This is a genomic window from Mycobacterium sp., assembly GCF_035570115.1.
Classification (GTDB): domain Bacteria; phylum Actinomycetota; class Actinomycetes; order Mycobacteriales; family Mycobacteriaceae; genus Mycobacterium.
In genome coordinates, this window is sequence record NZ_DATMLH010000254.1 from 1 (window position 1) to 23,735 (window position 23,735).

Annotated in this window: 26 protein-coding genes and 1 pseudogene; 11 read left to right on the top strand and 16 right to left on the bottom strand. The window is 64.0% G+C overall.

Annotation, left to right across the window (positions count from 1 at the left end):
- Positions 1–243: 243 nt before the first annotated feature.
- Positions 244–726 carry a MarR family winged helix-turn-helix transcriptional regulator gene (locus VNW74_RS23575; RefSeq protein ID WP_325681306.1) on the top strand — a complete coding sequence of 161 codons (483 nt, stop codon included), beginning with the start codon at positions 244–246 and terminating at the stop codon, positions 724–726.
- A gap of 315 nt (positions 727–1,041) precedes the next feature.
- Here the strand turns inward: VNW74_RS23575 and VNW74_RS23580 are convergent, their stop codons facing one another.
- The gene (locus VNW74_RS23580; protein WP_325681308.1) at positions 1,042–1,467 is read right to left on the bottom strand and encodes a nitroreductase/quinone reductase family protein; all 426 of its coding nucleotides are present in this window, start codon (positions 1,465–1,467) and stop codon (positions 1,042–1,044) included.
- 81 nt (positions 1,468–1,548) lie between these two features.
- Between VNW74_RS23580 and VNW74_RS23585 the strand changes: the two genes are divergently transcribed.
- On the top strand, positions 1,549–2,127 hold the full coding sequence (locus VNW74_RS23585) for a TetR/AcrR family transcriptional regulator (RefSeq protein ID WP_325681310.1): 579 nt from the start codon (positions 1,549–1,551) through the stop codon (positions 2,125–2,127).
- Positions 2,128–2,259: 132 nt separating this feature from the next.
- Here VNW74_RS23585 and VNW74_RS23590 read toward each other — a convergent pair whose 3' ends face one another.
- Both VNW74_RS23590 and VNW74_RS23595 read right to left on the bottom strand, forming a co-directional pair.
- Positions 2,260–2,802 carry a GNAT family N-acetyltransferase gene (locus VNW74_RS23590; protein WP_325681312.1) on the bottom strand — a complete coding sequence of 181 codons (543 nt, stop codon included), beginning with the start codon at positions 2,800–2,802 and terminating at the stop codon, positions 2,260–2,262.
- Between the two features lie 48 nt (positions 2,803–2,850).
- Entirely contained in the window at positions 2,851–3,195 is a 345-nt protein-coding gene (locus tag VNW74_RS23595) for a hypothetical protein (protein ID WP_325681313.1), read from the bottom strand.
- 133 nt (positions 3,196–3,328) lie between these two features.
- On the opposite strand from VNW74_RS23595, the gene VNW74_RS23600 reads away from it, so the two are divergent.
- The gene (locus VNW74_RS23600) at positions 3,329–3,526 is read left to right on the top strand and encodes a hypothetical protein (RefSeq protein WP_325681315.1); all 198 of its coding nucleotides are present in this window, start codon (positions 3,329–3,331) and stop codon (positions 3,524–3,526) included.
- 309 nt (positions 3,527–3,835) lie between these two features.
- Here VNW74_RS23600 and VNW74_RS23605 read toward each other — a convergent pair whose 3' ends face one another.
- Entirely contained in the window at positions 3,836–4,390 is a 555-nt protein-coding gene (locus VNW74_RS23605; RefSeq protein WP_325681317.1) for a helix-turn-helix domain-containing protein, read from the bottom strand.
- 195 nt (positions 4,391–4,585) lie between these two features.
- On the opposite strand from VNW74_RS23605, the gene VNW74_RS23610 reads away from it, so the two are divergent.
- On the top strand, positions 4,586–5,800 hold the full coding sequence (locus VNW74_RS23610; RefSeq protein WP_325681319.1) for a cytochrome P450: 1,215 nt from the start codon (positions 4,586–4,588) through the stop codon (positions 5,798–5,800).
- 119 nt (positions 5,801–5,919) lie between these two features.
- Here VNW74_RS23610 and VNW74_RS23615 read toward each other — a convergent pair whose 3' ends face one another.
- Positions 5,920–6,555 (bottom strand): TetR/AcrR family transcriptional regulator, encoded by a 636-nt coding sequence (locus tag VNW74_RS23615; protein ID WP_325681322.1) that lies wholly within the window; start codon positions 6,553–6,555, stop codon positions 5,920–5,922.
- A 111-nt stretch (positions 6,556–6,666) separates the two neighbouring features.
- Between VNW74_RS23615 and VNW74_RS23620 the strand changes: the two genes are divergently transcribed.
- The 3 genes from VNW74_RS23620 to ngg all read left to right on the top strand — a co-directional run bounded on the left by VNW74_RS23620 (position 6,667) and on the right by ngg (position 10,797).
- A complete protein-coding gene (locus tag VNW74_RS23620; protein ID WP_325681324.1) occupies positions 6,667–7,719 on the top strand; it encodes a Rieske 2Fe-2S domain-containing protein in 1,053 nt (350 codons plus the stop codon).
- A 5-nt stretch (positions 7,720–7,724) separates the two neighbouring features.
- Complete coding sequence (locus VNW74_RS23625) at positions 7,725–8,813, top strand: dihydrodipicolinate reductase (RefSeq protein WP_325681326.1); 1,089 nt, start codon at positions 7,725–7,727, stop codon at positions 8,811–8,813.
- 196 nt (positions 8,814–9,009) lie between these two features.
- A complete protein-coding gene (gene ngg / locus VNW74_RS23630; protein WP_325681398.1) occupies positions 9,010–10,797 on the top strand; it encodes an N-acetylglutaminylglutamine synthetase in 1,788 nt (595 codons plus the stop codon).
- Positions 10,798–10,813: 16 nt separating this feature from the next.
- On the opposite strand, the gene VNW74_RS23635 is transcribed toward ngg, so the two are convergent.
- Positions 10,814–11,785: an aldo/keto reductase gene (locus VNW74_RS23635; RefSeq protein WP_325681328.1), complete on the bottom strand. Its 972-nt coding sequence runs from the start codon at positions 11,783–11,785 to the stop codon at positions 10,814–10,816.
- A 30-nt stretch (positions 11,786–11,815) separates the two neighbouring features.
- Complete coding sequence (locus VNW74_RS23640) at positions 11,816–12,097, bottom strand: hypothetical protein (protein WP_325681330.1); 282 nt, start codon at positions 12,095–12,097, stop codon at positions 11,816–11,818.
- A 212-nt stretch (positions 12,098–12,309) separates the two neighbouring features.
- Between VNW74_RS23640 and VNW74_RS23645 the strand changes: the two genes are divergently transcribed.
- Positions 12,310–13,071 (top strand): SDR family oxidoreductase, encoded by a 762-nt coding sequence (locus VNW74_RS23645; RefSeq protein WP_325681401.1) that lies wholly within the window; start codon positions 12,310–12,312, stop codon positions 13,069–13,071.
- 112 nt (positions 13,072–13,183) lie between these two features.
- Positions 13,184–13,588, top strand: a complete 405-nt coding sequence (locus VNW74_RS23650; RefSeq protein WP_325681332.1) for a hypothetical protein — start codon at positions 13,184–13,186, stop codon at positions 13,586–13,588.
- Between the two features lie 28 nt (positions 13,589–13,616).
- On the opposite strand, the gene VNW74_RS23655 is transcribed toward VNW74_RS23650, so the two are convergent.
- Both VNW74_RS23655 and VNW74_RS23660 read right to left on the bottom strand, forming a co-directional pair.
- Entirely contained in the window at positions 13,617–14,762 is a 1,146-nt protein-coding gene (locus VNW74_RS23655) for a glycosyltransferase (RefSeq protein ID WP_325681334.1), read from the bottom strand.
- A 99-nt stretch (positions 14,763–14,861) separates the two neighbouring features.
- Positions 14,862–15,374: a nitroreductase family deazaflavin-dependent oxidoreductase gene (locus VNW74_RS23660; protein ID WP_325681336.1), complete on the bottom strand. Its 513-nt coding sequence runs from the start codon at positions 15,372–15,374 to the stop codon at positions 14,862–14,864.
- A 223-nt stretch (positions 15,375–15,597) separates the two neighbouring features.
- On the opposite strand from VNW74_RS23660, the gene VNW74_RS23665 reads away from it, so the two are divergent.
- Positions 15,598–16,287: a sensor domain-containing protein gene (locus VNW74_RS23665; protein ID WP_325681338.1), complete on the top strand. Its 690-nt coding sequence runs from the start codon at positions 15,598–15,600 to the stop codon at positions 16,285–16,287.
- A 14-nt stretch (positions 16,288–16,301) separates the two neighbouring features.
- Here VNW74_RS23665 and VNW74_RS23670 read toward each other — a convergent pair whose 3' ends face one another.
- Together VNW74_RS23670 and VNW74_RS23675 are read right to left on the bottom strand one after the other, a co-directional pair.
- Complete coding sequence (locus VNW74_RS23670) at positions 16,302–17,894, bottom strand: Na+/H+ antiporter (protein WP_325681340.1); 1,593 nt, start codon at positions 17,892–17,894, stop codon at positions 16,302–16,304.
- Positions 17,895–17,951: 57 nt separating this feature from the next.
- Positions 17,952–18,273, bottom strand: a pseudogene (locus tag VNW74_RS23675) (low molecular weight phosphatase family protein); the annotation flags it as partial.
- 232 nt (positions 18,274–18,505) lie between these two features.
- Between VNW74_RS23675 and VNW74_RS23680 the strand changes: the two are divergent.
- The gene (locus VNW74_RS23680; RefSeq protein ID WP_325681342.1) at positions 18,506–18,772 is read left to right on the top strand and encodes an ANTAR domain-containing protein; all 267 of its coding nucleotides are present in this window, start codon (positions 18,506–18,508) and stop codon (positions 18,770–18,772) included.
- A 22-nt stretch (positions 18,773–18,794) separates the two neighbouring features.
- Here the strand turns inward: VNW74_RS23680 and VNW74_RS23685 are convergent, their stop codons facing one another.
- Genes VNW74_RS23685 through VNW74_RS23705 form a run of 5 tightly spaced genes read right to left on the bottom strand, consistent with a single transcriptional unit; the run spans position 18,795 to position 23,588 of the window.
- A complete protein-coding gene (locus VNW74_RS23685) occupies positions 18,795–19,325 on the bottom strand; it encodes a hypothetical protein (RefSeq protein WP_414686756.1) in 531 nt (176 codons plus the stop codon).
- A gap of 49 nt (positions 19,326–19,374) precedes the next feature.
- Positions 19,375–19,845, bottom strand: a complete 471-nt coding sequence (locus tag VNW74_RS23690) for a hypothetical protein (protein WP_414686757.1) — start codon at positions 19,843–19,845, stop codon at positions 19,375–19,377.
- Positions 19,846–19,886: 41 nt separating this feature from the next.
- The gene (locus VNW74_RS23695; protein WP_325681346.1) at positions 19,887–21,170 is read right to left on the bottom strand and encodes a cytochrome P450; all 1,284 of its coding nucleotides are present in this window, start codon (positions 21,168–21,170) and stop codon (positions 19,887–19,889) included.
- A gap of 40 nt (positions 21,171–21,210) precedes the next feature.
- On the bottom strand, positions 21,211–21,969 hold the full coding sequence (locus VNW74_RS23700; RefSeq protein WP_325681348.1) for an SGNH/GDSL hydrolase family protein: 759 nt from the start codon (positions 21,967–21,969) through the stop codon (positions 21,211–21,213).
- Positions 21,966–23,588, bottom strand: coding sequence for an FAD-dependent monooxygenase (locus VNW74_RS23705; protein ID WP_325681350.1), 1,623 nt, complete (start codon positions 23,586–23,588; stop codon positions 21,966–21,968). The genes VNW74_RS23700 and VNW74_RS23705 overlap by 4 nt, the downstream gene beginning before the upstream one ends.
- Positions 23,589–23,735 lie beyond the last annotated feature (147 nt).

Genomic DNA, 23,735 nt, shown 5'->3' on the forward strand with positions numbered 1-23,735 from the left:
GTTCGGCTGACCCCGCCGACGTCGATGGTTTGTGTGGACTGCCCGACCGGGATCGACTGCGCACCCGGTATTCCGAGTGCGCGACCGCCACCGATGCACCCGCCGAGTGCCACGACCAAGGCTCCGACGAGACACACGACAGGTGCGCGAAAGTATCGAGACCGCATGTCCCCATCGTGACAGCCGTACCGATATTTGACAAGCAACTTGTCAATTGTGATAGGAGTGGCACACTCGTAGGCCATGCGAACTGTTCGAGATGCCAAGTGGGAGCCCACGGTGCCGGCACTGGTGAATCAGGTGGCCAGGTCCGGAGCGCCCCGATTGAGGGCGGCTTTCGCGGCCGCCGGGCTCGACGGGATCCGGCCCGCGCAGGCGGTTGCCCTGGTGCCGCTGGCAGCCGGCGGGTTGCACGCATCAGATCTGGCTGACCGGCTCAGGGTCAGCCGACAGGCGGTGGCTCAGGCGGTGGTCGCGCTGGAACGTCACGACTACGTCCTTCGAGGGCCTCACCCCTCCGACGCCCGTGCGCGGATCATCGAGCTGACGCCCCGGGGCCGGCACGCACTGCGCGTGATGCGTTCCACCGCGCTCGACGTGGAGAAGGGTTGGCGCGATGCTTTGGGAGAACACCGATTCGGAGAGCTGCGCGAGACGTTGTTGGCGTTGCTCTCGGCTGAAACCCGCGAAGCCCCAGGGCTCGGGGTCCCCGCCCCCAGGATCTAAGCTTGGTTGTCGGGAGCGCTAATTAGGTCTTGAGGGTGTGGTCACTCGCAGGCTGCTGTTCAACGGCTTGATGTCGAGCGCCTACCGGATACGAGCCCTCAGCCCGCTGCGTCGAACCCTGGCACTGCTGGAGTTCGGCTAAACCCTGTTCGATCCGTCGGTTGTCGTCGCCTCGATAAGCAGCATCCAGCGTGAGCCGCTACAGGTGGGGTCCGGAAGGTTCGAACACGGTCAGTTCACTGGTGCGTCGCGAGTCGACGGCCATACCGCCGGCGCCACTCAAACGCCCGGTTAGCACCGGTCGAAGAGAACCGACTAGTCCGTGAAGTCGATCCGAACCGACACGGGAGTCGTTTCCAGCGCCTTTGCCACCTTGGCTCCCAGTCGTCCGAACTTGCGGCCGCGTGCGACCACATCGTCGTCCGGCCTGAATGCCGCGACTCCGGAGCGCCATTGATTCCCCTGTCGCACACGGATATTCGGATTATCGGCGATATTTCTGCCCCAACCCGAGCGGGTGCCGTGCTGGCTGATCAGCCAGGCACCGTCGTTGTCGAATTGAGCCGACACGGGAACCCGGCGTGCCTGGCCGGTCTTGCGCCCGATGGTCTCCAGTTCGGTCGCCATGGCGGTGCGCACCCCCAGTCTGCTCAGCCCCTGCACCGCAGGGTTGAGCAGGCGTCCGATCGCACGTTCTCTGCGAAACTTTCGCAGCGTCTTGTCTCCGTTGGCGCTCGTCATAGCTCTCGACGCTAGTAGACCGATTGGTATAGTACAACCCCGAGGCAAGGAAAGCTTGGGGACAGGCGGAGGTGGCAAAAGATGTCCGCGCGGGATGCGCTCATCGCCAGTGTGACGGGATTGGTGCGACGGCGGGGTGTCGCCGGGACCGGCCTCAACGCGCTACTTGAGGACAGCGGAGTCGCCCGCAGAACCGTGTACCTGAACTTTCCCGGCGGCAAGGCGGAACTCGTTGCTGAAGCCACCCGCCTCGCCGGGGAAGCCTTGACCGCGGTGATCCAGTCAGCCGACGACGGCGGCGATCCCGCGCAGGCGGTCCAGACTTTCATCGATGAATGGAAGGCGCAGCTGAGTGCGACGGAGATGCAAGCAGGTTGCCCGATTGTGGCAGCGATCCTCGGTCGTTCCGAAGCGCCGGCAGCCGCGCAGGTGGCTTCCGCGGCCGTCGGTGAGTGGCAGACGCTCCTCGCCGATCGACTGGCCAGATCCGGCGCCGATCGTGACAACGCACGCTCGTTGGCGGCCTTGACCGTCGCCGCCATCGAAGGTGCTGTCATCCTCTCGGTCGCAGCGCAGTCGACAGCTGCGCTGGACGATGTCGGGCGTCACCTGACTGAAGTCATCAAGCTGCACCTGCCTGTGGTGCAAAGGGACTCGTAGTTCGTTCAGATACACGGCCATGGGGTCTAGTCGACGAGCCGGGCCTGCCTGCGGCTAAAGGTAATCAGGCCACGAAATCCGCCAGGCGTCCACTCAGGACTGTCATGACCGGACCCTATCAATCAGCGCCGGTCAGACGATTGGCCCAGGCGGTCGGTGCCGCTCGGCAGCGTCGAGCAGGTCGAGTTGCATCCATGCGATGTCGTGCCAGCTGCCGTGTTTCCATTCCGCGTGCCGGTAGAGGCCGACATCCTGAAATCCGAAGGATCGATGAAAACCGTTGCTGGCCGCGTTCGGTTGGGTAATGCCGGCGAAGGCTTGGCGATAACCACGTTCGGTGAGTCGGCGCAGTAGTTGCGCGTAGAGTTCGCGGCCGCCGCCGGTGCGATGATGGTCCGCGCGCATATAGATGCCCGTCTCGGTTGACCATTGGAAGGTACCCAGGCGTTTCAGCGGCTGCCCGTAGGCGAAGCCGACGAGTTGATCCTTGCGTTCCAGGACGAGCCATTCGTGGGTGGCGCGCAACCCGGCGATACGCGCAGCCATCTCGTCCACCGGCGGTACTGCGATTTCCCAACTGATCGCGGTGTCTTCGACATAGGGGCGGTAAATCGCCACGCAGGCGTTCGCATCCTCGGGGACAGCCTGACGCACGATGCTGCTAATCGCCTGCATGCCAGTAGTCTTCCAGCCGCCGACGGCTTCGCGTGGGCATCGCCGATTTCAGGAACCCTGATCCTCAGCGGCGAGGCGGCCGCCGTCGACAGACGCATGGGCGAGCTGGGGGCGGGCGTCGTGGCGGTCGTGGCATAGCGCGGCGACTTCACAGGAAACCGGCTCAACGGGAACGGTCGGGTTGATGAAGGCGCCGACGACGGCGGCGATGAAGAACAACACCGCGGCGACTTGCAGCACCCGTCCGAAGCTGGCATCGGTCAGTGTGCTGGCGGCGATCAGCCCCACGCAGGCCGTCGCGATCAGCGCAGAAAGGCGGCCCGCCGCGTTTTGGATCGCTGAGGCGATTCCTCCGTGCTCGGGCGCGACGGATGACAAATTCAGTGCGGTCAACGGTGTGCTGGTGAACCGATGGCTGCGGGTCGGTTCGCGCGGTCGAATGCGGAGTCGATCAGCGCCAGCGACCCGGGCACCAAATACGCGCCGCCCAATCCTTGGATAACGCGCCCGGTGATCAGGATCGCCGATGGCGCGTTCGGTAGCCGGCAGCGCCAAGTTCACAACGGTGCTGTCAAGAAAGGCGACTATCGACGCCATAATCGCCACTGCCATCACCCTGCTCGTCGGCGCGACGTCGCGCAGCTTCATCTACGAGCCTGCCGACGACAAGGAGAACAGCTCCGAGCCGAAGCGCAACGAAATCGACTGCACCGTCGGAATTTAGGGCGCCGTGCCGCCAGCACGCCCTAGCTCCCCAGGTGGTAGCTCAGGGGCGAATCGTAAGGGAGGAGCGGTTTCGGCCTTACCGGCCGCCGCCCCCGCCGCCACCACGGCGGCCGCCACCCCCGCCGCCACCCCGGCGGCCGCCGCCGCCGCCGCCGATGATGATCTTCACGGTGCTGGTCTTAGTCATGACCGACAATTTATCGCCGAATCCGCCACGGATGCAATAAATTTGAAAATGAACAACCACCCCACGATTGTATGAACGCAGACACCGGTTCCGTTTAACAAATGGTGCCGGCTCCGTCGTTCAGATGTCGGCGCGGTAGGGCGGCCCGAGGAAGCGTTGCAGCATGATGCGTTGCGCAGCGGGGTCTTTGAGCGGCCAGCACCACAGAGCCAAGAACACCCGGATGAGCCATTGCGCGGCAAGTGGATCGTCGTTCTCGAGGCCCAGCATTTCGCTGGCAAACCCGGTGACGGCGGATGAGCTGGTGATCCATTCGCTGATGGGAGTCGCGTGCATCGACTGCATCAAGTGGGCCAGCGGATCCGATTGCAGACCCTGCAGGGCGACAATGGTGGCGGTCACTACCCGGTCCGGGCCGGTGAGGTCTTTGATGGCTTGGCGCGCCGTGTCGACGATGCGCGCCGCTTGAATAGCGATGACGGCGTCGCGGATCGCAGCCTTGCCGCCGGCATGACGGTAGATCGTCGCGGGCGAGCAGTGCACCTGCGCTGCCAAGGTCTCGATGGTGAAGGCCTCATATCCCCGGCGGGCAATCAAATCGGCGGCCGCGGCGTAGATCCGATCAGCAGCTTCGCTTTGGCGATCCCGTCCGACCAGCCAGTCATGGCGAGGCATCCCACTGAGCTCCCTCGGTCGCAGTCCGGTGAAATAGTTCTCTCACCTTGAGGATTTTCAGTTCATTTTTCTCACGATAAAGCCCAGGTTGCGCCATATCGGCAATTTCGGGTGTACTCGGCTCGCGGGGGAGCCGCTTCTCAACTTTGCCGCGCCCCGTTGACCCAGCCCCCTGTTGGCATTCAGCCTGAACCCATGACGGTCGTGGATGATTCGACCCAGCTCTTCAGCGCCGAGGCGTTACAGAATCCGTATCCGCTATATGAGCGCATGCGTGCCGAGGCGGCCGTGCACCGTATCGGTAATTCGGCGTTCTACGTCGTGTGCGGTTGGAATGCATTGAGGGAGGCCGTCGAACGGGTCGAGGATTTTTCGTCGAATCTCACCGCGACGATGGTCTACCACGATGACGGCACCGTCACCCCATTCCACATGGGCCCGCCCGGGGACCCCTCTCACGCCTTGGCCACCGCTGATGATCCGGCGCATGCGATGCACCGCAAAATCTTGTTGCCGCACTTGTCGGCGAAGCGGATCCGGATCATCGAAGAGTTCGCGGCCGACACCGCCGACCGGTTGTGGGAGGAGAATCTGCACGACGGGCAGATCGAGTGGATGAGCGCCATGGCGAATCGGCTGCCCATGATGGTGGTTGCGAGGCTATTGGGCCTGGCCGATGACGACGTCGACAAACTCATTCAGCTCGGATACGCCGCCACCACGCTGCTCGACGGGATCGTCACCGCTGACCAGCTCCAAGCGGCCGGAATGGCAGCCATGGAACTGTCCAGCTACGTCTTGAAATATTTTGACAAAGCCAGCGCCAACGCTGAACACGGCCTGATCGGTGACGTGGCCGCCCGTTGTGCGGCGGGCGAGTTGGAGCAAATCCCGGCGCTGTCGATCATGCTCACGCTCTTTGGCGCGGCCGGCGAATCGACCGCTTCGCTGTTGGGCAGCGCGGCCGGGATTCTCACCGATCGCCCCGACATCCAACAGCAGGTTCGTGAAAATCCCGAATTACTTGGTGTTTTCATCGAAGAGGCGTTGCGCTTCGAGTCGCCGTTTCGCGGACACTATCGACATGTGCTGCGCAACACCACCTTAGCCGGGGTTGACGTGCCCGCCGATTCTCATTTGCTACTGCTCTGGGGAGCGGCCAACCGCGACCCGGATCACTTCGATGCGCCCAACGATTTCCGCCTCGACCGCAGCATCGCAAAAGCTCACCTGACGTTCGGCAAGGGGGTGCACTTTTGTGTGGGAGCCGCGCTGGCGCGTCTGGAAGCTCGCATCGTGTTGGGCATGCTACTCGAGCGCACGAGCTGGATCGAGGCCGCCGACGTCGGGGACTGGCTACCCAGCATCCTGGTCCGGCGCCGAGAGCGGCTGCAGCTCGCCGTCTCGTGATTACTGCTGGCGAGCGTGAAGTTCGTTGGCGCGTGGGGGATTTTGGAGGCTGGCACCCGAATGCCGGCCTCCCGGAGCCGGTGCGGTGGACGGCCGAACCGGCACGACGGTCGAGCCGACTATGGGCGGGAGTTCTCCAGGTAGGCCGCGAGCGCGTTCGTCAAGCCTCGCCGGGCTTCGTCAAGGTCGGCGTAAGAGCCGAGCTGGCGCTCGGAGACCAGCCCGCGCATCGCACCGGGGATCAGAGCGGCCACCTCGCGGACTCGCTGTGGGTCGACACCGAGACCAGCGAAGGCGCTTTGGCAGGTTTCCTGCCAGCTCTTACCCCAGGAGAACAATTCAGCAGCGGTACGCGGATAGAGACGTTCCAGCTCGTGATGGTCACGGGGCAGCGCCGCCCGCAGATTCTCGATTGCGCGGGAATCCTCCGACGCCAGCCCGCGGTAGAGGGTGTCGATGATCGCACCAACCCGCTCACGCAGGGGTGCGCCCGGTTTGACGCTGGCCCACGCCGAAAACGTCGCATCACGGCGCTCGGCGGTGCCATGCAGCACGGCTGCCCAGAACCCGTCCACGTCGCCGAACTGATACTGCACCGCGCCCCAGGTGGCGCCGCTCTCCCTGGCAATTCGGGTGGCCGACACCGCGCCGGGGTCGCCGGAGGCCAGCGAGCGCACCGCGGCGTCCAGCATCGTCTGGCGGGTCGCGAGTCCGCGCTTGTTGCTGCGCCGTTGATGCACGTCTGCTTGCGTCATTACCTGAATGGTAGCGGGTTTGCCGCACTTTCATAGTGCCCACTAGGATTCTTTCGTTGGGCCGACTATGATTCCTGACGGCGCCCCGAGATGGCAGGAGGGACAAGTGATATGGCCAAGCCGCCGTTGTCGATGAAACCGACCGGCTGGTTCCAAGTTGCCTGGTCCGACGAGATCGGCATCGGCGATGTCCACGCGATGAAGTACTTCGACCAGGAGATGGTCGCCTGGCGGAACGAGTCCGGCCAGCTCACCGTGATGAACGCTTACTGCGAACATCTCGGCGCACACCTCGGTTACGGCGGCAAGGTCGTCGGCGAGGTATTGCAGTGCCCGTTTCACGGATGGCAGTGGAGCCAGCAGGGCCGCAACGTCTGTATCCCCTACCAAGATCGCCCCAATCGCGGCCGACGGATCCGCACCTATCCGGTGATAGAGCGCAACGAGTCGGTCTACATCTGGCACGACGTCGGCGGTCGTCAGCCGTACTTCGACGCGCCGGACGTATTCGCCGGATTCAACGACGGCAGCAGCGCCGACGACTACTACCCGCAGCAGCGGTTGTACCGGGAACGCCTGGAGTTGCACCCACAGTATGTGCTCGAAAACGGCGTGGACTTCGCCCATTTCAAGTACGTGCACAGCACCCCGATCGTCCCGGTGTTCACCCGCCACGACTTCGACGAGCCGGTGTCCTTTGTCGACTTCACCATCACCTTCGAAGGTGACGACAACCAGAAGATCGAAGACATCAAAAGCCGCGTGGAGGCCGTCAACGGGGGTTTGGGCATCGCGGTGACCAAGAGTTGGGGCATGGTCGACAACCGCACCATCTCCGCGATCACCCCGGTTGACGAGTGCACCTCCGACGTCCGGTTCATGGTGTACATCGGCCGGACACCGGGCAAGGAATCCGCCATTGGCCTGGAAAAGGCCCAAACCAAGGCGCGAGCCTTCGGGCAGGAAGTGATCCGGCAGTTCGAGCAGGATGTCCACATCTGGGGGCACCAGCGATATTCGGATCCACCCGCGCTGGCCACCGCCGAGTACGAGGGCTTCACCGCAATTCGCAAGTGGGCCAAGCAGTTCTATCCCGACGGGGTTGGCGGCAGCGCCGCCGACAACATTGGTGGTAACACCGCCGCCGCATCCGAGAAAGGCTGAACCGAATGAATGCACCCGCTCGACCGATTCGCGTGTTTCAGGTAGCCACCGGAAACGTCGGCTCGGAGATGATCAAACGGATTGCCGCACAGCCTGACCTGGAGCTCGTTGGCGTGCACTGCTACTCATCGGAAAAGATCGGCAAGGACACCGGCGAGTTGGTCGGCCTGGCTCCCAACGGGGTCAAGGCGACCGGCAGCATCGAGGAGATCATCGCGGCCAAGCCGGACGTCGTCACCTTCCACGGGGTGTTCCCCGACGAGGACCTCTACGTCAAAGTCCTTGAGGCTGGAATCAACATCGTCACGACGGCCGACTGGATCACCGGGTGGCACCGCGACAAGAATCACCCGCATCCGTCGGGCAAGCCGGTAACCCAGCTTCTTCAGGAGGCGTGTGAGAGGGGCGGCGCCACGTTCTACGGCACCGGGATGAATCCAGGGCTGAATCAGATTTTGGGCGTGGTGTGTTCGGCGGACGTCGCCGAGATCGAGAACATCACCACCATCGAATCGGTGGATGTGTCGTGTCATCACTCCAAAGACACCTGGATCGAGGTCGGCTACGGCCTGCCGGTCGACGATCCGCAGATCCCGGCGAAGCTGGAGAAATACACCCGGGTCTTTGCCGACAGCGTGCTGATGATGGCCGACTGCTTCGATCTGCCGCTTGACGAAGTCAAATTCACCTACGAGCTGGGCGCGTGCACCAAGGACGTGGACCTGGGCTGGTACACGCTGCCCAAGGGCTCGCTGGGTGGTAACTACATCAAATACCAGGGCATCGTGGACGGGGTTCCTCGGGTCGAGACGCATCTGGAGTGGCAGATGACCCCGCACACCGATCCGAGCTGGAACATCAAAGGCTGCTACATCACCCAAATCGCGGGTGACCCGTGCGTCTACAACAAGCACATGATCTTCCCCAAGCCGGGCGTCGACCTGTCCAATCCGGCGAATTTCGCCTCCATCGGCATGACTGTGACCGGCCTGCCTGCCCTCAATGCGATCACGTCGGTAGTCGCTGCGCGGCCCGGACTCATCACCAGCGCCGACCTGCCGTTGCGCGGGTTCGCGGGGCGTTTCCGGCGATAGGAGTCGACACCCTGCCAACCGCCGCGTCGTGACCGGGGCTGCGCGGAGATTCCGGCGGTGCCAGACTAGGGGTTAGTGCTGCGGCCTGGAATACGACAGGGAAGTTGATAGACGAACTGTTGAGTTGGGTAGACAACATGGCGATGACGTGGGAACCGCCGTGGCCGCGGCGCCGCGACGGGACAGGTCCGGCGGCGTGACAGTTATCGATCCGTCAGAGGACCATCCCGAAGCAATCACGCTGGGCCTGCATGACGCGTCGCCGCCCCATCTCGTGGACGCGATGGCCAAAGATGTGGAGCTCGAATTAGGTTGGGGCAAACTAATCTTCGGTCAAACCTTCGCCGATGTCGCCACGCTGACCGAGGCGCTGCGACGCGAAGCGCCCGGGCGCCGCGATATCTGTATCTACGCGCGCGAGTCCCACGTGGTGGTCGCCGGGGCCCCGACTGAGCTCTTCATCGATCCCAGCCACACCTATCGACTGCGCTTTACCGATGAGACCACCCAGGAAGACCTGGCTCCATCGCCGATCGGGATCACCGTGCGCAGCCTGAACGACCCGGCCGACGCCGATGCGATGAACCGCGTGTTCGTGCGGTGCGGAATGGTCCCTTCACCAATCGAGACGATCTGGCACAACCATCAGCATGTGGAAGCGGTCACGTATCTGCTTGCGGTGCGCGACGGCGACGATGCCGTGGTCGGCACCGTGACCGGCGTGGACCACGAGTTGCTGTTCTCCGACCCCGAGCACGGATCCAGCCTGTGGACCCTGGCAGTCGACCCCGCCGCGGCACTTCCGGGCATTGGAGTGGCGCTGACCCGGGCACTGGCGCAACACTTCCACGGTCTGGGCCGCGCCTACATGGACCTTTCGGTCGCGCACGACAACGTCGCGGCTATCGGGCTCTACGAAAAACTGGGCTTTCGCCGCGTTCCGGTGCTGGCGATCAAACGCAAGAACGCGATCAACGAGCCGCTGTTCACCCCGCTGCCGGAGACGGTCGACGACCTCAATCCCTACGCGCGGATCATCGCCGACGAAGCGATGCGCCGCGGCATCTGGGTGGAGGTCCTGGACGCCGAGACCGGCGAGATGCGGCTGACGCACGGTGGTCGCAGTGTGATCACCCGTGAGTCGTTGTCCGAGTTCACCTCCGCGATCGCCATGTGCCGGTGCGACGACAAACGGCTGACCCGCCGGCTGGTCTCCGAAGCCGGCATCACCGTGCCTCGGGCCCGCCTGGCCACCTTGAACGATGGGGACTACGCGTTTCTGAAAGAAGTCGGCGAGGTCGTCGTCAAACCCACCCGGGGTGAGCAGGGGAAGGGCATCACCGTGGGCGTTGTCGCCGACCACGGGCCTGAAGAACTCGCAGCCGCCGTGGCACGCGCGCGCGAGCAGTATCCGGAGGTACTCATCGAGCAGCGGGTCGCCGGCAGCGACCTGCGGTTGGTGGTGATCGATGGTCGCGTTGTGGCCGCCGCGCTGAGGTTGCCTCCGGAGATCATCGGCACCGGTGAGCACACCGTCCGCGACTTGATCGCCGCCGAGAGCCGACGACGCTCGGCGGCTACCGGTGGTGAGTCACGCATCCCACTGGACGACATCACCGAGGCGACGGTCGCGGAAGCCGGCTGGATGCTGGACGACGTCTTGCCGCAAGGAATTCGGCTCCGCGTTCGCCACACCGCCAACCTGCACCAAGGCGGCACGATCCACGATGTCACCCTTGAGGTGAACCCGGAACTCTGCGAGGTTGCGGTGGCTGCTGCCGACGCGATCGGCATCCGGGTGACCGGCATCGACCTGCTGGTGCCAGATATCACCGGCTCCGACTACGCCTTCATTGAAGCCAACGAGCGACCAGGCTTGGCCAATCACGAACCACAACCCACCGCTGCGGCTTTCGTCGACTATCTATTTCCCGGTCAGCCCGGCCAGCCCCTGGCCTGGACTCCCGAGGAGTCGCGGCCCTAGCGCAGAGCAACCCGGATCAGTGACGGCCGAGTTTCTCGCGGACGGTCTCGGCGAGGAATTGCCGCGTCGACACCGGCCGGAAGTTGCGTGCCGCCTCGGTGAGCGCGTCGCGGGAGTCTGCGCCCAGCTCGATATCGGCCGCGGCGACGTTGAACTCGAGCTGCTCAACACTGGACGCGCCGGGAATGGCGACCACGTTAGGCAGGCTGATCAGCCAGGACAGCGCGACCTGTGCCGGCTTGGCGCCGACTTCCGTCGCGACGTCGCGCAACGTCTGCAGCAGCGGCTCGACACGACGTAGGTTCTCGGTGCCGAAAAGCCGGTTAATCGCGCGAACCCCACCAGGACGGTTGTTGACGCCGTACTTGCCGCCCAAAAGCCCTTGTGCCAGTGGGCTGTAGGCGATCACGACGCGGTTCTCGCGCTCGGCGAACGGAACGAGGTCGTCAAGCGGACCAAGGTGGGCGAGCGAGAAATGCACCTGGTTGCTGATGACCGGCCGGCCGAGCGCGGCATCGGCCTTCTGCCAACGTGACAGCGAATAGTTCGAGACGCCGGCTGCGCCGATGGCGCCGCTGTCCAGCAGGTCGCGCATGCCCGGCATGATCACCGAGTCCGGAACTACCGGGTTGGGCTGGTGGATTTGGTAAAGCGGGATGCGGTCTAGCCGCAGCCGTCGTGCACTGGCGCGCTCGCGCTGTTTGACCACGGCAGGAAAGGGGGCGACCGGGAAGATCTTGCTGGCCACCGCTACCTCGGTGCGCTCGTCGCCAAGTGCCTCACCGAGGATGCGCTCGCTTTTGCCGAGTCCGTATGCCTCGGCGGTATCGAACAGGGTGACCCCTAGGGCGAGGGCGCGACGCACGATGTCGCGGGCGGGTCCCGAGGCGTAATTGTCCCCGTAGCCCCACTCCCGCGACCCGAACTGCCAGGTGCCCAGCCCGATCCGGCTCACTCGTCCGATTCCGTCGACGTCCAGATACTTCATACTGCTCACCGTACTGAGCAGACTGACGTTCTACATCGGTCGGGCGGCGGAGCTTGTATCAGCGGCCTTGGTGATCGCCCCTTGCCTTTCGAGTATCGCCAGGACTTGTCGGCTTTTGACCACGTCCTCGCTTTCGCATAGCTGGCATAGTTCGGTGACCACGGTCTGCAAAATGTCCAGGCGCGCAGACGCTTGGGTCAGGGTGGCGAGCCAATTGTCGTAGTCGCGGTCATCGGACCGCATTTCCGCTACGGCGAAAGAGGTCATGCCCATCTGGATCACACTCCCGGAAGCCAGGTGCGGTTTGCGCACCAAATCCTCAATTGCGTGCCGGGGTTAGCCCGTTGTTGATGTGTCTAAACTCACAAATCCCAGGTCACCGACTATCCGGACGCTACATCTAAGTCCCTGGAATCGGCGTTCGATACCTCGGCGATAGCCGGGAGTTACCAGCTCGGTTGGCGGCCGATACGCTGTTGCCTGCAGCGGGCTCGTTACAGGAGAGGGCGAATATGTCAAGGACAGTGGTGGTCGGCGCCTCAAGCGGACTTGGGCGTTGCATCGGTGTCGGCCTCGCGCGGCGTGGCGCTCAGGTCGCGTTGCTTGCCCGACGTCTCGCGCGCATCGAGGCTGCCGCCAAGGAAGCAGGCTCGGGCACCATCGCCATCGAATGCGATGTCACCGACGAGGGATCCTGTCGAGCGGCCATCAACGATGCCGCCGAGGCGCTCGGCGGCATCGACAACCTGGTGTACACCCCCGCGGTTGGCCCTCTGGTCCGGATGGTCGACACGGATGCCCAAACCTGGCGGCAGATCTTCGATACCAATGTCATCGGTGCGGCGCTGGTTACGGCGGCGGCGGTGCCACACCTGACGAGCTCCGCGGGCAAGGCGGTCTACCTCTCTTCTGACGCAGGCTCCTTCGGGCCGCCCTGGCCGGGCCTCGGTGCGTACGGCGTCAGCAAGGCGGCGCTGGAAAGACTCGTCGACGCGTGGCGGGCCGAACACCCGGACATCGGCTTCACGTGCTTGATCGTCGGGGAGTGCGCGGGCGGGGACGGCGACGGCCAAACCGGAATGAACACCGGCTGGGACATGGAGCTCGCGATGAAGGCCGTCCCGCTCTGGTCGTCGCGTGGCTGCATGCCGGGCAAGTTGATGCCGATCGACGATCTGATCGACGTGGTGCACACCATTCTGCGCACCGATGCGTCGACGTCGATGCCAGTTGTGGTTGCGAGAGGCGCGCCCGCCGGCACCGCGGCGTTTCCCGATTCCCGTTAGTCGTGGAACGCGGGGACCGGCGAACCTGTTGAGGGAGAGCTGAGTTCTGGCCGCTCGACGCGACCGCGTCCTTTACAGTTGCGCTGATAACGACGAGCGAAGGAGACGCCGGATGGCGTGGTTCCTGGCCCTTCAGGGCACATCCCACACACCCCATCAGTCGTTGGTCTACGAGCTTCAGGACGCGGTGGATGTGGACAAGATCGCGCAGGAACTGGTGAGTTCCGCGACGCTGGATCGAGTGGTGCCCATTCCTGCGGTGCTGTCGCAAAACAAACGTCGACATCAGAAAGTGACGCTGTACGTGCGGCCCGCCGCCTGGGGCCTGTGGGCGTTTTACGAGCTGTCCGATGAAGACCGGAAGCAACTCTTGAAGGACAACCCGGTGATCAACGCGCTCGCCCAAGCCCAGCAGCGCGGAAAGGGAAACGCGGCTGGACAGCGGGGGCCGATGACGGTACAAGTCAATCCGCTCACCGGTCAGGTGGGACCCGCCAACTCCAGTCCGCAGAGCTAACCCCGGCTAGGCGCCTCGGCGCGGGGCGCTATGCGGTGTTCTCGGAGTCGTCGCAGTCGTCGGCGACTGGCACGGCGCCGAGCGTCGTCAGCATTCCGATTGCCGCGCGCTGCCAGGTGAACATCTCCGCACGGCGTCTCGCACAGGCGCGTCGGTCGTCTTCTGGCCGGCTGACGACCGCGCCGACCGCTTGCGCGATGGCCGCGGGGTCGTTGTCAGCCAAGGCGCCGCTCTCTGCGGTGATGATTTCGCCCAGCGCCGAGGTGCGGGAAACCACGACCGGCGTGCCACACGCGAGCGATTCCAGCGCAGCCAGCCCGAAAGTTTCGTGCGGACCGGGCGCGAGCGCGACGTCAGCCGAAGCCAGCAACGCGGCGACGGTATGCCGGTCGGAAATGAAACCGGTGAAATCGATCGGCAGTCCAGCGGCCTGCCGTTGCAACCTGGCCCGCAACGGGCCGTCGCCCACGACGACAAGTCGGGCCTCGATACCGGCACGACACAACTCGGCGACCGCGTCGATGCTGCGGTCGGCCCGTTTTTCCACCGACAAGCGGCCGCAGTGCACCAGCAGGATCTGCGACGGGGCTGCCCAGCGCTGCCGTACCAGCTCGGAGCGCCGAGACGGATGGAAGGTCTCCAGGTCCACGCCCAGTGGGACGGTGACGGTATTCGTCGCCCCGATGCGATCGAATTCTTCGCGGGCAAACCCGGTGGTGCACACCACGGTGTCGTAGTCTGCGGCCGTTCGCCTGTTGGCGAAGTCGGCGAACTTCCGTGCGGTTCGACGCGGAAGTATTTGGCCCGCAAGGCGATCGAGGCGCTCGTGGGAGATCATCACCGTGATGGCGCCGTGCTCGCGCCCCCAGCGGCCCAGTGACCTCAGCGTGAGCCGGTCAGAGACCTCCAACGTATCGGGTCCCAGTGATTCCAGGAGTGCCCGGACGGGTCCCGGCAACACCGCGCGGTACCCGCCGGTGAAGGGAATCAACCTGGCGGGCACGGTTATTCGCACCACACCCGTGGACAGCCGGGTATGGGCGGCGTGCCGACCGGGAACAATCAGAAACACCTCGTGGCCGACGGCGCAGTATTCCGCGCCGAGCCGGTCCACGGCGGTGCGAAGGCCGCCGGAACGAGGTCCGTAGAAGTTGGCGACCTGAACGACACGCATATAGCCAGCAGAGCCGCTGCTCGTGTGCGGTCAACGATCTGACATCGACGGTTGGTTGAACAGGCCATGAACTCCGCGTACCGAAGAGGCTGACGCGCGTCAGCCGGCAATGGGCCGCAGGCGGAAGACCCTGATCTCGCGCGGCGCGCATTTGGCTCGGTAGCGCTCGTAACCAGCGTAAAAGTCGGTGGCCACGGCCCATGCCGAGGCGCGGGCGTCGCCGGTGAGCAGCTCGGCTCGGTATTGCCTGGGCGGACCCTTGAACTCGACCGTGCATTCGGGGTGCGCCAGCAAGTTGGTGCTCCACGCCGGGTGCGGCGGGCGGCCATAGTTGGACCCGATCGCAAGCAGCCCGTCCGAGTCGTCGATGACTACCAGCGGATGGGTGCGCGGCAGCCCGGACTTCGCACCGGTGGTGCTGACGAGTCCCACCCTGTCGATCCCGGCCGAACTCAGCCGACCGCGGGTCCGGGGGATCACCACCTTGTCGATGCGGGGTGCCAGATGGAGTAGGTACCGGTAGCCGGCCGGGCTCATGAGCGCGCGCTCGATCACCGCCTCATCGAGCCGCAGCCGCCGGCCCCGAATTGGGCTTTCCCGCCTGAGGGACACGGGTTGACGGTACCGAATGCACGGTTTGCCCATGAGTCGTTTGACGATCCGTCGCTGATCACGTCAACGTGGTCGCTACGCGCTGCGGCCCCGGCGAATTCCGCAAGCGATCCGCGCCCTATTTGGAATCACTGAGTGGAGTCTAAAATTGGCTTAATTCGTTGGTATTACCCGCCGAAGCCCACGGTAGGCTTGGGGTTTCGGGGAATGGGGATGACGAAGGATGCGCTTTTTCACGGCAGCGTTCGCCGTTGTCGGCATCTGCATTCTCAGCGCCGGTTGTGGCGCCGGTAGCAACCACGCCGCTGTCACGTCGACGACCACCATCAGATCGCTCATTCCGCGCCCTGTTGTGGAGCGTGAACTCGATGATTTGCTGCTCAGTCCTGAGCAGATCAGCCCCATAATGGGCGCGGCACAAATGGCGGTCACCAGGAGGCACGACGCGATGTCTGACGACAGCGCCACGATGAAGCCCAGGGAATGCCTCGCCATCGACGGGTCGGCGCAGGCTGATGTCTACGCCGATAGCGGCTTCACCGCCGTGCGCGATCGGGCGCTCAACGATGGCGATAACTTCACGCATTACGCCGAGCAGGCGGTGGTGTTATTTCCCACCGCCAAACAAGCCGGTCTATTTTTAATCGCGTCCGCCCTACGCTGGCCGGCCTGCCACGGATATACCCATATCCAATCTGGGACGGAATGGATCGTCGGGCCGATATCCGATACCGACGGCGCGCTGAGCACGATCGCGACGCAACAGCAGGCTCGGGCCGGCGGTTGGGCCTGCGGTCGGGCGTTGGCGATCAAGAACAATGTCATCGTCGACGTCAACACCTGCAGCCCCGACCCGAAGAACTCGGCCGTCGACATCGCCAACCAAATCGCCGCTAAAGTCGGTGCACAGTAGGGTCTTTCGCGTCTTCACTCGGTGTCGGCCGACTCGAGCAGGCGTACCTCCTCGAGGTCCATCACCGACTGCAACTCGCGCAGAATGATGTCGTCGATCCGGTTCTGGTCTCGAAGCTCGGTGATGGCCCGGCGTTTGTGTTCGAGCACGCCAAGCCGCAGTCGTCGAAGCAGATCATTGCGCTCAGCTACCTCGTTAGGTCCCTCATCGTCCCCGCCGGCTTCAACGAGCGCCGCGTGTTCTTCGTATTCCTTCCGCAGGCGCCGCACTAGCTCGTCGCCGGCGCCGACTTCGCCGGCGACCACGGGCAGGGCTTCAAGGGCGGCCTGGGCGCCGCGACAACGGGCCAGTTGCAATTCGTGTGCCCGACTTACATCTTCGGGCAGCCGTGCCCAGCGAACGACGTCGGGCAACGTGCCGCCCTGGACGAGGACGGTCACCAGAATCACGACGCAGACGACGAAGATGATCAGGTTGCGGTCCGGAAATGGGGCGCCGCTGTGCGTGGTCAGCGGGACCGCCAGCGCCGCGGCCAGCGACACTGCGCCGCGGAAGCCCGCCCAGCGGGACACCATCCGCTGGCGCCAGTCGACGCGACGGGTGCGCTGCACCGCGCGCCTGTCAACAGCACGAAGGAAGAAGGTGAAAAGGTCCGAAAAGATAAACCGAGTCACAACGACCACACCGGTGACGGCAAGGGCCAGCAAAGCGGCGTGCCGAACTCCGCCGTCGACGCCCGCGATACCGCGCACCGCCTTGGGCATTTGCACGCCGACGAACACCCATAGCGAGCCGTTGATCAGAAATGTCGCCAGATCCCAGAACGCGAATGTCTGGAGGCGGGACCGAGCCCTGATCACGTACGGCGAGGCGTAGGCCATTACCAGGGCCGACACCAGAACTGCCACGACGCCGCTGCAGTGAATCGATTGGGCGAGCAAGAACGCCGCGAACGGCGTCAGCAGGCTCAGGGCTCCTTCCTCCTGCGGTGCGTCGATTCGGCGGCGCACCAGGGTCGAGGCCAGCCCGACCAGCAGTCCGGCGCAGATGCCACCGAGGTAGGAGCCGACGAAACGGGCGGTCAGGGCGGCCGGGCTGACCGGGTGGCCGCCGACGGCAACGGACACGGCCACCGTGAAGAGGACCAGCGCGGTCCCGTCGTTGATGATGCTTTCCGCCTTCAACACGGTCACCGTGCGGCGCGGTAGCTGTTTCGCCAGGCCGGCCACGGCGGCGGCGTCGGTGGGGGAGAGCACGGCGCCCAGGACCGACGCCGCGTGTGACTCCATGCCAAGCGCCCGTGCAGTCCACGTCACCGTTATCGCTGTCGCAATCACCAGGCCGACGCTGAGGAAAGCGATCAACCGTAGGTTCTTGCGGATCTCGCGGAAGCTGGTGTTCAGACCTTCCCAATAGAGAATCGCCGGTAAGAACAGCAGCAGCACGATCTCCCCGTCGAGTCGCACGCCGCTGAGCCGAGGGATCAATCCCAACAGCGCGCCGAGCAGGATGAGCAGAACCGGGGGGCCCACGCGATAGCGCCGGCCCACTACCGTCCCCACGATCACCGTGGCGAACAGCGCGACGATTACGACGAGGCCAAACATCAGCACATCATCCTGTACCAACCGTCAACTTTCACATCTTCGGTTCGAGGGCCTCGTTCAGGACCGGTAGGGAATCCGCAGGCCGTCGAGCAACTCGCACATGCGGCGTTCGATCTCGTCGCGGATCAGCCGCACCTCGGCCACGTCTTTGCCGGCCGGATCGTCGAGGTCCCAGTCTTCGTATCGACGGCCGGGCCGGGCGGGGACGGTGTCGCCGCAGCCCATGCTGACAATCACGTCTGCGGCCGCGACGATCTCACCGGTCCACGGCTTGGGATATTCGCCAGAGATATCGATGCCGCTCAGCCATGACCGTGACGGCAGCTAATTCGCTCGGCTTCGAAGGGCACATGGCGCTCGCCGCCGCGATGACCTGAAAACGTGCACTGGCGTCACCGCGCGCCCATCCACGGCGCTGTGTACCAGGATGATCACGGGTGCGTACCGATCCAGCCGGTGATCTGGCGCGTTCGGCTGCATGCGCAAATCATGGCACAGTGCTCCATTGCGGATCACGCCCGCGAAATATCCACATCGACAACGGTTCGCCTCGCCACTGGGGCTATCTGGGCGACCGGATATTCGCATGCTCAACGGGAGGTAGGCACAGCATGACGGTGGAAGCGCACGGTGGTCGCATCCTTGACACGGCGAAGGGCATTCTCATTGGCCTTCGTCGGTGTCCTTCCGAGACCGCTTTCCGCGAATTGCTCAGCGCGGCGCGACGTCACAATATGCCAGTGTTCGCAATCGCCTGGGCGCTAGTGCATCTCGCGAACGGTGGCGAAAACTCAGCCCACACCGCTGCCGACGCGCAGTTGGCGGCTCGTGACGAATGGGGTCAACTCTTCGCGAGCGCGGCGGTGTCCGTCGGTTGAGAATGACCGCGAAGATCGGGATTCACCGCCGTGCGGATTCGGTCAGAGGTCGACCGTCGGCCGCATGCAGCAGACAGATGACCGTACTTGGGGCGGGATTGTCCGATGTCCGATCCTGATCGGAGTCGATGAGGTAGGTCACCGTGAATGAGCTGCCGTCGACGGATTGCCCGGTGTATCCGGGAAACCCTGAAGCGCACTCCCGGTTGGCGACATCGGCGACGGCGGCATTCACCGCCAGCGGCCCGCGAAGATAAACCTCTGCCGCGTGAACGGTCGCACAGTCGACAACGGTGACAGTGACCACGCTGGGGTCGCTCGGTGGAAGCTCAGCCAGACAATCACCGACCTGCAAGTCAATCCACTTAGCGCTGCGGGGATTTCGTGTCGTGGGCGGGGCAGCGACGGCGGTTGTCGTGGTCACCGATGTCGGGGCCGTCGTTGTCGATGCATGACCAGATTTAAGATCGCTCGGGTGGCAGGCAGGGAGCGCGGTCAGCAGGGCGAGTGAAGCGGCCAAGCCGCACTTAGATTGTAAGAGAGGAAGTTTCAATGTTGCCATACCGTATCGCGATGGGCGGGCCCCTCGACCCGGTGTGGCTTTAGTAACGCTGGAGCGTAAATGGGTATGACACTGTCCCACCGGGAGCACCGCCGCAGCCGGCGTCAAAAGTGGAATCCACCGACCCGGCCAGCGTCACCGCATCCCAGGAATAGGTGTCGTGCGACGGCAGGAAGTACACGGTGCAGCGCACACCATCGGGCACGTCGACGACCATCGTGTACCGCCCATTGGCGAGATGTCCATCTGCGTTCCAAGGCTCCGCTTGCCCGTTGGGCCTTGGTTGGGCATTGACGTGGACACAGTCCGGAGCCTCAACCCGGCATTTTCTGACATTCCAGAGCCAGGAGTGACTCGGATCCCGCGTGGTCTCGACTTCATAGTTGCCGATCAGCATCCCGGCTGCGGCGCTCGGCGCGAGCGCCAGCCCGGCCGCGGTGAGCGCGACGCCGACTACCACTGTCTTCGGGATCTTCACGGGTTTCCTCCGTTCCTCGCCGCCCGGCGGCATGCGCCGACTATACGGTTCTGACGTTCCGCAATGGGCTGAAATCAGCCCGGCGGCGTCCAGGCGATCGGGAGTGTCTTGATGCCGTGGATGAACGCCGACAGCAACCGTGTGGGCTCCTCGGTCGCGACGATATCGGGTATCTCGCGGTGCAGTTCCTCGAACATGACTCGGATCTCGCGACGAGCCAAGTTGGCGCCAAGACAGAAATGTGCGCCCCCGCCGCCGAAGCCGACATGCGGATTCGGGTTGCGGGTGACATCGAACTTCCACGGATCGGCGAACTTCGACTCGTCGCGATTGGCCGAGCAGTACCACAGCGTCGCCTTGTCGCCGGCGGACATCTTCGTCCCGCTCAGCTCGAAGTCGCGGGTAAGGGTGCGTCGCATGTAGATCACCGGTGACGCCCACCGCACAACTTCTTCGACCGCCGTGTGCGATACACCGTCGAAGTCGGACCACCACGTCTGTCGTTGCTCCGGGTAACGGGTCAGGGCGAGCAAGCCGTGGCTGATCGCGTTGCGCGTCGTCTCGTTGCCGGCGACTGCCAGCAGGATGAAGAACGACGCGACCTCGGCCGAGGTCAACCCCTCGCCGTCGACCTCGGCTTCCACCAGGCTCGTCGTCAGATCGTCATGGTGATTGACGCGACGATCCTCCGCCAACGCGCTGGCGTAGGCGCCGATTTCCATCGAAACCCGAACGAACTCATCGAATTCGGTAGTCAGATCCGGGTCGCCGAAGCCGAGGATAACGTTGGTCCAGTGGAAAATCCGCTGATGGTCCTCCTCGGGAATCCCCATCATGTCGCAGATGACCTGCAGCGGCAGCGGTCCGGCTAGCTCGCTGACCGCTTCACCATTGCCGTCGGGATGAGCGGCGATCATCGAGGCGACCAGCCGGTGCGCCCGCTCGCGCACCGATTGCTCGATGCGGGCCACGACTTTCGGGGTGAAAGCCCTGCTGACGATCGATCGCAGCCGCTGGTGCCGAGGGTCGTCGAGCACGATCATCGAGCCGAAGTACTCGGACACCTCCGGCGTCTGGTCGTTGATGGTGATGTTCGGGCTGGAGCTGAAGATCTCGGGATGGCGGCTGGCGTAGAAAACGTCGTCGAGTCCGGTCAGCGCCCAATGCCCGCCGCCTGCCTGGAAGCCTTCTTGGACGGGCTCAGGCCAGAACGAGATCGGCGCCTCGCGCCGTAGGGTGGCGAACGCCCCGTCGCGCAGATCGTCGTCGAGTGCCCAGAAGTCCCACGTGCCCAGGTCGACATCGGCGAGCGGCACCTCGGGCGGCGCCGTGCCGTTAGCTCGAGTCGCAATGCTCATGTCGACCGTCCTCGTCGTTGAGCGGGCTACAGGCGCGAGCCTAAACCGCCCCCGCCGATCTTGAAGGCGAGTCGAGGAACTGCTGAACGACGTCGGTGAGGATGCGGCCACCCTTGGTGTTGAGGTGAATGCCGTCGATGTGGAGTTCCCAGCCGTTTCTCTGCGAGATCTGATCGAAACTTCGTCGCAGAATCATTTCGCGGAATAGGTAGTCGCGGTAGAAGGCAGCGAAGGAGAACCGGGTAAACGGTTTGGCGATCATTGAGCGGGCCAGTTGATCACGGAAGCACTCGTAAAACGGGATGTAGTAGCTGCCGCTGCTGCGTGATACGTCGGCGATGATGCCGTTGTAGGCGGCAACCTGATCGTTGAGCCGCGACTGAACGGCGTCGCTTGATCGAAGAGCTTCTCCGACGGGCGCGACCGAACTCAGCGCGATTCTGGCGTGGGTTGCCTGCTGCAGGCGGTGGGTGATCAGCTCGAGGTTGTCTTTGAAGTGTGCCGGCGAGGGATCTTGAGCGATCCGTTTCCAGGCGCGGGTGAATCGTCGGAAATTCGGAAAGACGCTCGCCAGGATGTCGTTGGTCCCGATCAGCACGATGACCCGGTCCGGCGCTACGCGGATTACCGGGTCGAGCCGCCTGGTGATGTCGAACGATTGGTCACCGCCCACGCCGAAGTTGACGAATCGAAACCGGCTGTTTTGCGGTCGGTCGGCCAGTTCATCGATCCAGTTATAGGTCCCCTTCGCGGCGGTCGTGCTCGAGCCCAGACAGGCGACGATTTCCGACTCGGTCATCGGCCCAGAATGCGGGACAGCGCCTGGTTGAGTGCATTTGCCGGCGAACCAGGGAGAGTGTCAGCGCGCCAGGCGACGAAATCATCGGGGCGCACGAGCAGCGCCGCATCCGGGCCGAGCCCGGTGAGCGCGGCCCATCGGCCATCGACGTCTCGGAAGTCGGCGTCGGCGCCGACACTGCGGACGTCAACCGAGACACCGAGCGATCTGCACACCGCGTCGGCTGCTTTCGTCCATGGCGTTCCGGCTGAACCGACGAACAGCGTGAAGCCCGGGCCGAGCAGATCCAGTGTGGACACGCGGGGACCCTTGTCGCCTTGCACCCAGGCATGCGGCACCCTGGTGCCGGGTTCGCCCCGCAGTTCCTCGGTTTCGACCAGCTGCACCGCGTCGGGGTCCGCCGGCGTCGCCTGGTCGCTCACCACCGCAGACGAGCGGTACTTGTATCCGGCGATCATGTAAAACAACGGCAGATCTTCTTCGGCGGGCAGCTTTGGCCGGTCGTCCTCCAACGAAAGAAAGGACGTGGCCGGCCCGGTCAGTGACTGCCGCGCCGCGAAACGTCCGACGGGATGGCGCTCGACATGGTAGGTGTCGAGCAGCTCGGGACCCGCGGTCCCCTTCAGCACCGCTGCGAGTTTCCATGCCAGGTTGTGCGCGCTCTCGATCGCGCTGTTCGCCCCGCCGCCCTTCAACGGGGGCATGGTATGCGCCGAGTCGCCAACGAGAAAGATTTTCCCGCAACGGAATTGATCGGCGACTTGTTCGGAGGGTTGCCAAGGTCCGACGTCCACAATTTCCACGTCGATTGGCGACCCGATGGCCGCGAGCAGCATCTGGCGGCAGCGCTGCGGTGTGAACTGGTCAACGGTTTCACCCCGACTCGGAAAGTAGGTGGCCGCGAAAACACCGAGGTCGTCTTTGGCCACAATGAATATTCCGTTGACGTCCGGATTGGCGATCTGGATACCGTCGCCGTCGCCCAAGTCGGGGACGAATTGACGCCACGGCGCGCGAAAATACATAAAGACAACGAAGATCGGCAGCAGGCCGAAGCCCGATGTGCTGATGCCCAGCTTCTCCCGAATCGGGCTATGGGTCCCGTCGGCGGCCACTAGGTAGTCGGCGAACACGTCCGACGTCATACCGGTGTCAAGGTCTTTGATCGTCGCGACGATGCCCGAATCGTCCTGTTCGAACGACTTCAGTTCTGTGCGGTATCGCACCTCGCCGCCCAGCCGACGGCTTTCATCCAGCAAGATCGGTTCCAGTCGGCTTTGCGGACAATATCTTCCATACGCCTCGGGGCTGAGGCCCTCGGCGCTGGAAAGCATCGACGCCGCATCGAATACCCCGCTCTGTTCGGGGCTGCTGAGCGTCTCTTTGCAGACCATCGTCGAAATATGTTCGGCGACAGCGTCTACCGCATCTCCGACGCCCAGACGTCGCAATATCTCCAAGCTGCGGAAGTTGAGGTTGCGGGCCTTTGGGTATATGAAAGTCGCACGGCGCTTTTCGACCAAGAGCGAGTCAACGCCTCGGCGGCCAAGCATGGCGGACATCGAAAGACCGCCGATCCCAGCGCCGGCGATCACGACCGATGAGCGGTGTGCGGGCATGGTCACCTCACCCTGCAATTGGCAAAAGCGATAGCCACTGTCAAGTGATAGACGCTATCGACTAAGTCGAGAAGAGTCCAGTGGCCACCGATATGGCCGCCGGGCCATCGGGCCATACTACGCTTGCCGTAATACGTGGCACGTACT

Excerpts from the sequence above, each read along its gene's own strand:
- VNW74_RS23575 (WP_325681306.1), top strand. The coding sequence starts at position 244 with ATGCGAACTGTTCGAGATGCCAAGTGGGAGCCCACGGTGCCGGCACTG.
- VNW74_RS23580 (WP_325681308.1), bottom strand. The coding sequence starts at position 1,467 with ATGACGAGCGCCAACGGAGACAAGACGCTGCGAAAGTTTCGCAGAGAA.
- VNW74_RS23585 (WP_325681310.1), top strand. The coding sequence starts at position 1,549 with ATGTCCGCGCGGGATGCGCTCATCGCCAGTGTGACGGGATTGGTGCGA.
- VNW74_RS23590 (WP_325681312.1), bottom strand. The coding sequence starts at position 2,802 with ATGCAGGCGATTAGCAGCATCGTGCGTCAGGCTGTCCCCGAGGATGCG.
- VNW74_RS23600 (WP_325681315.1), top strand. The coding sequence starts at position 3,329 with ATGGCGCGTTCGGTAGCCGGCAGCGCCAAGTTCACAACGGTGCTGTCA.
- VNW74_RS23605 (WP_325681317.1), bottom strand. The coding sequence starts at position 4,390 with ATGCCTCGCCATGACTGGCTGGTCGGACGGGATCGCCAAAGCGAAGCT.
- VNW74_RS23610 (WP_325681319.1), top strand. The coding sequence starts at position 4,586 with ATGACGGTCGTGGATGATTCGACCCAGCTCTTCAGCGCCGAGGCGTTA.
- VNW74_RS23615 (WP_325681322.1), bottom strand. The coding sequence starts at position 6,555 with ATGACGCAAGCAGACGTGCATCAACGGCGCAGCAACAAGCGCGGACTC.
- VNW74_RS23620 (WP_325681324.1), top strand. The coding sequence starts at position 6,667 with ATGGCCAAGCCGCCGTTGTCGATGAAACCGACCGGCTGGTTCCAAGTT.
- VNW74_RS23625 (WP_325681326.1), top strand. The coding sequence starts at position 7,725 with ATGAATGCACCCGCTCGACCGATTCGCGTGTTTCAGGTAGCCACCGGA.
- VNW74_RS23635 (WP_325681328.1), bottom strand. The coding sequence starts at position 11,785 with ATGAAGTATCTGGACGTCGACGGAATCGGACGAGTGAGCCGGATCGGG.
- VNW74_RS23650 (WP_325681332.1), top strand. The coding sequence starts at position 13,184 with ATGGCGTGGTTCCTGGCCCTTCAGGGCACATCCCACACACCCCATCAG.
- VNW74_RS23655 (WP_325681334.1), bottom strand. The coding sequence starts at position 14,762 with ATGCGTGTCGTTCAGGTCGCCAACTTCTACGGACCTCGTTCCGGCGGC.
- VNW74_RS23665 (WP_325681338.1), top strand. The coding sequence starts at position 15,598 with ATGCGCTTTTTCACGGCAGCGTTCGCCGTTGTCGGCATCTGCATTCTC.
- VNW74_RS23670 (WP_325681340.1), bottom strand. The coding sequence starts at position 17,894 with ATGTTTGGCCTCGTCGTAATCGTCGCGCTGTTCGCCACGGTGATCGTG.
- VNW74_RS23680 (WP_325681342.1), top strand. The coding sequence starts at position 18,506 with ATGACGGTGGAAGCGCACGGTGGTCGCATCCTTGACACGGCGAAGGGC.
- VNW74_RS23690 (WP_414686757.1), bottom strand. The coding sequence starts at position 19,845 with ATGCCGCCGGGCGGCGAGGAACGGAGGAAACCCGTGAAGATCCCGAAG.
- VNW74_RS23695 (WP_325681346.1), bottom strand. The coding sequence starts at position 21,170 with ATGAGCATTGCGACTCGAGCTAACGGCACGGCGCCGCCCGAGGTGCCG.
- VNW74_RS23700 (WP_325681348.1), bottom strand. The coding sequence starts at position 21,969 with ATGACCGAGTCGGAAATCGTCGCCTGTCTGGGCTCGAGCACGACCGCC.
- VNW74_RS23705 (WP_325681350.1), bottom strand. The coding sequence starts at position 23,588 with ATGCCCGCACACCGCTCATCGGTCGTGATCGCCGGCGCTGGGATCGGC.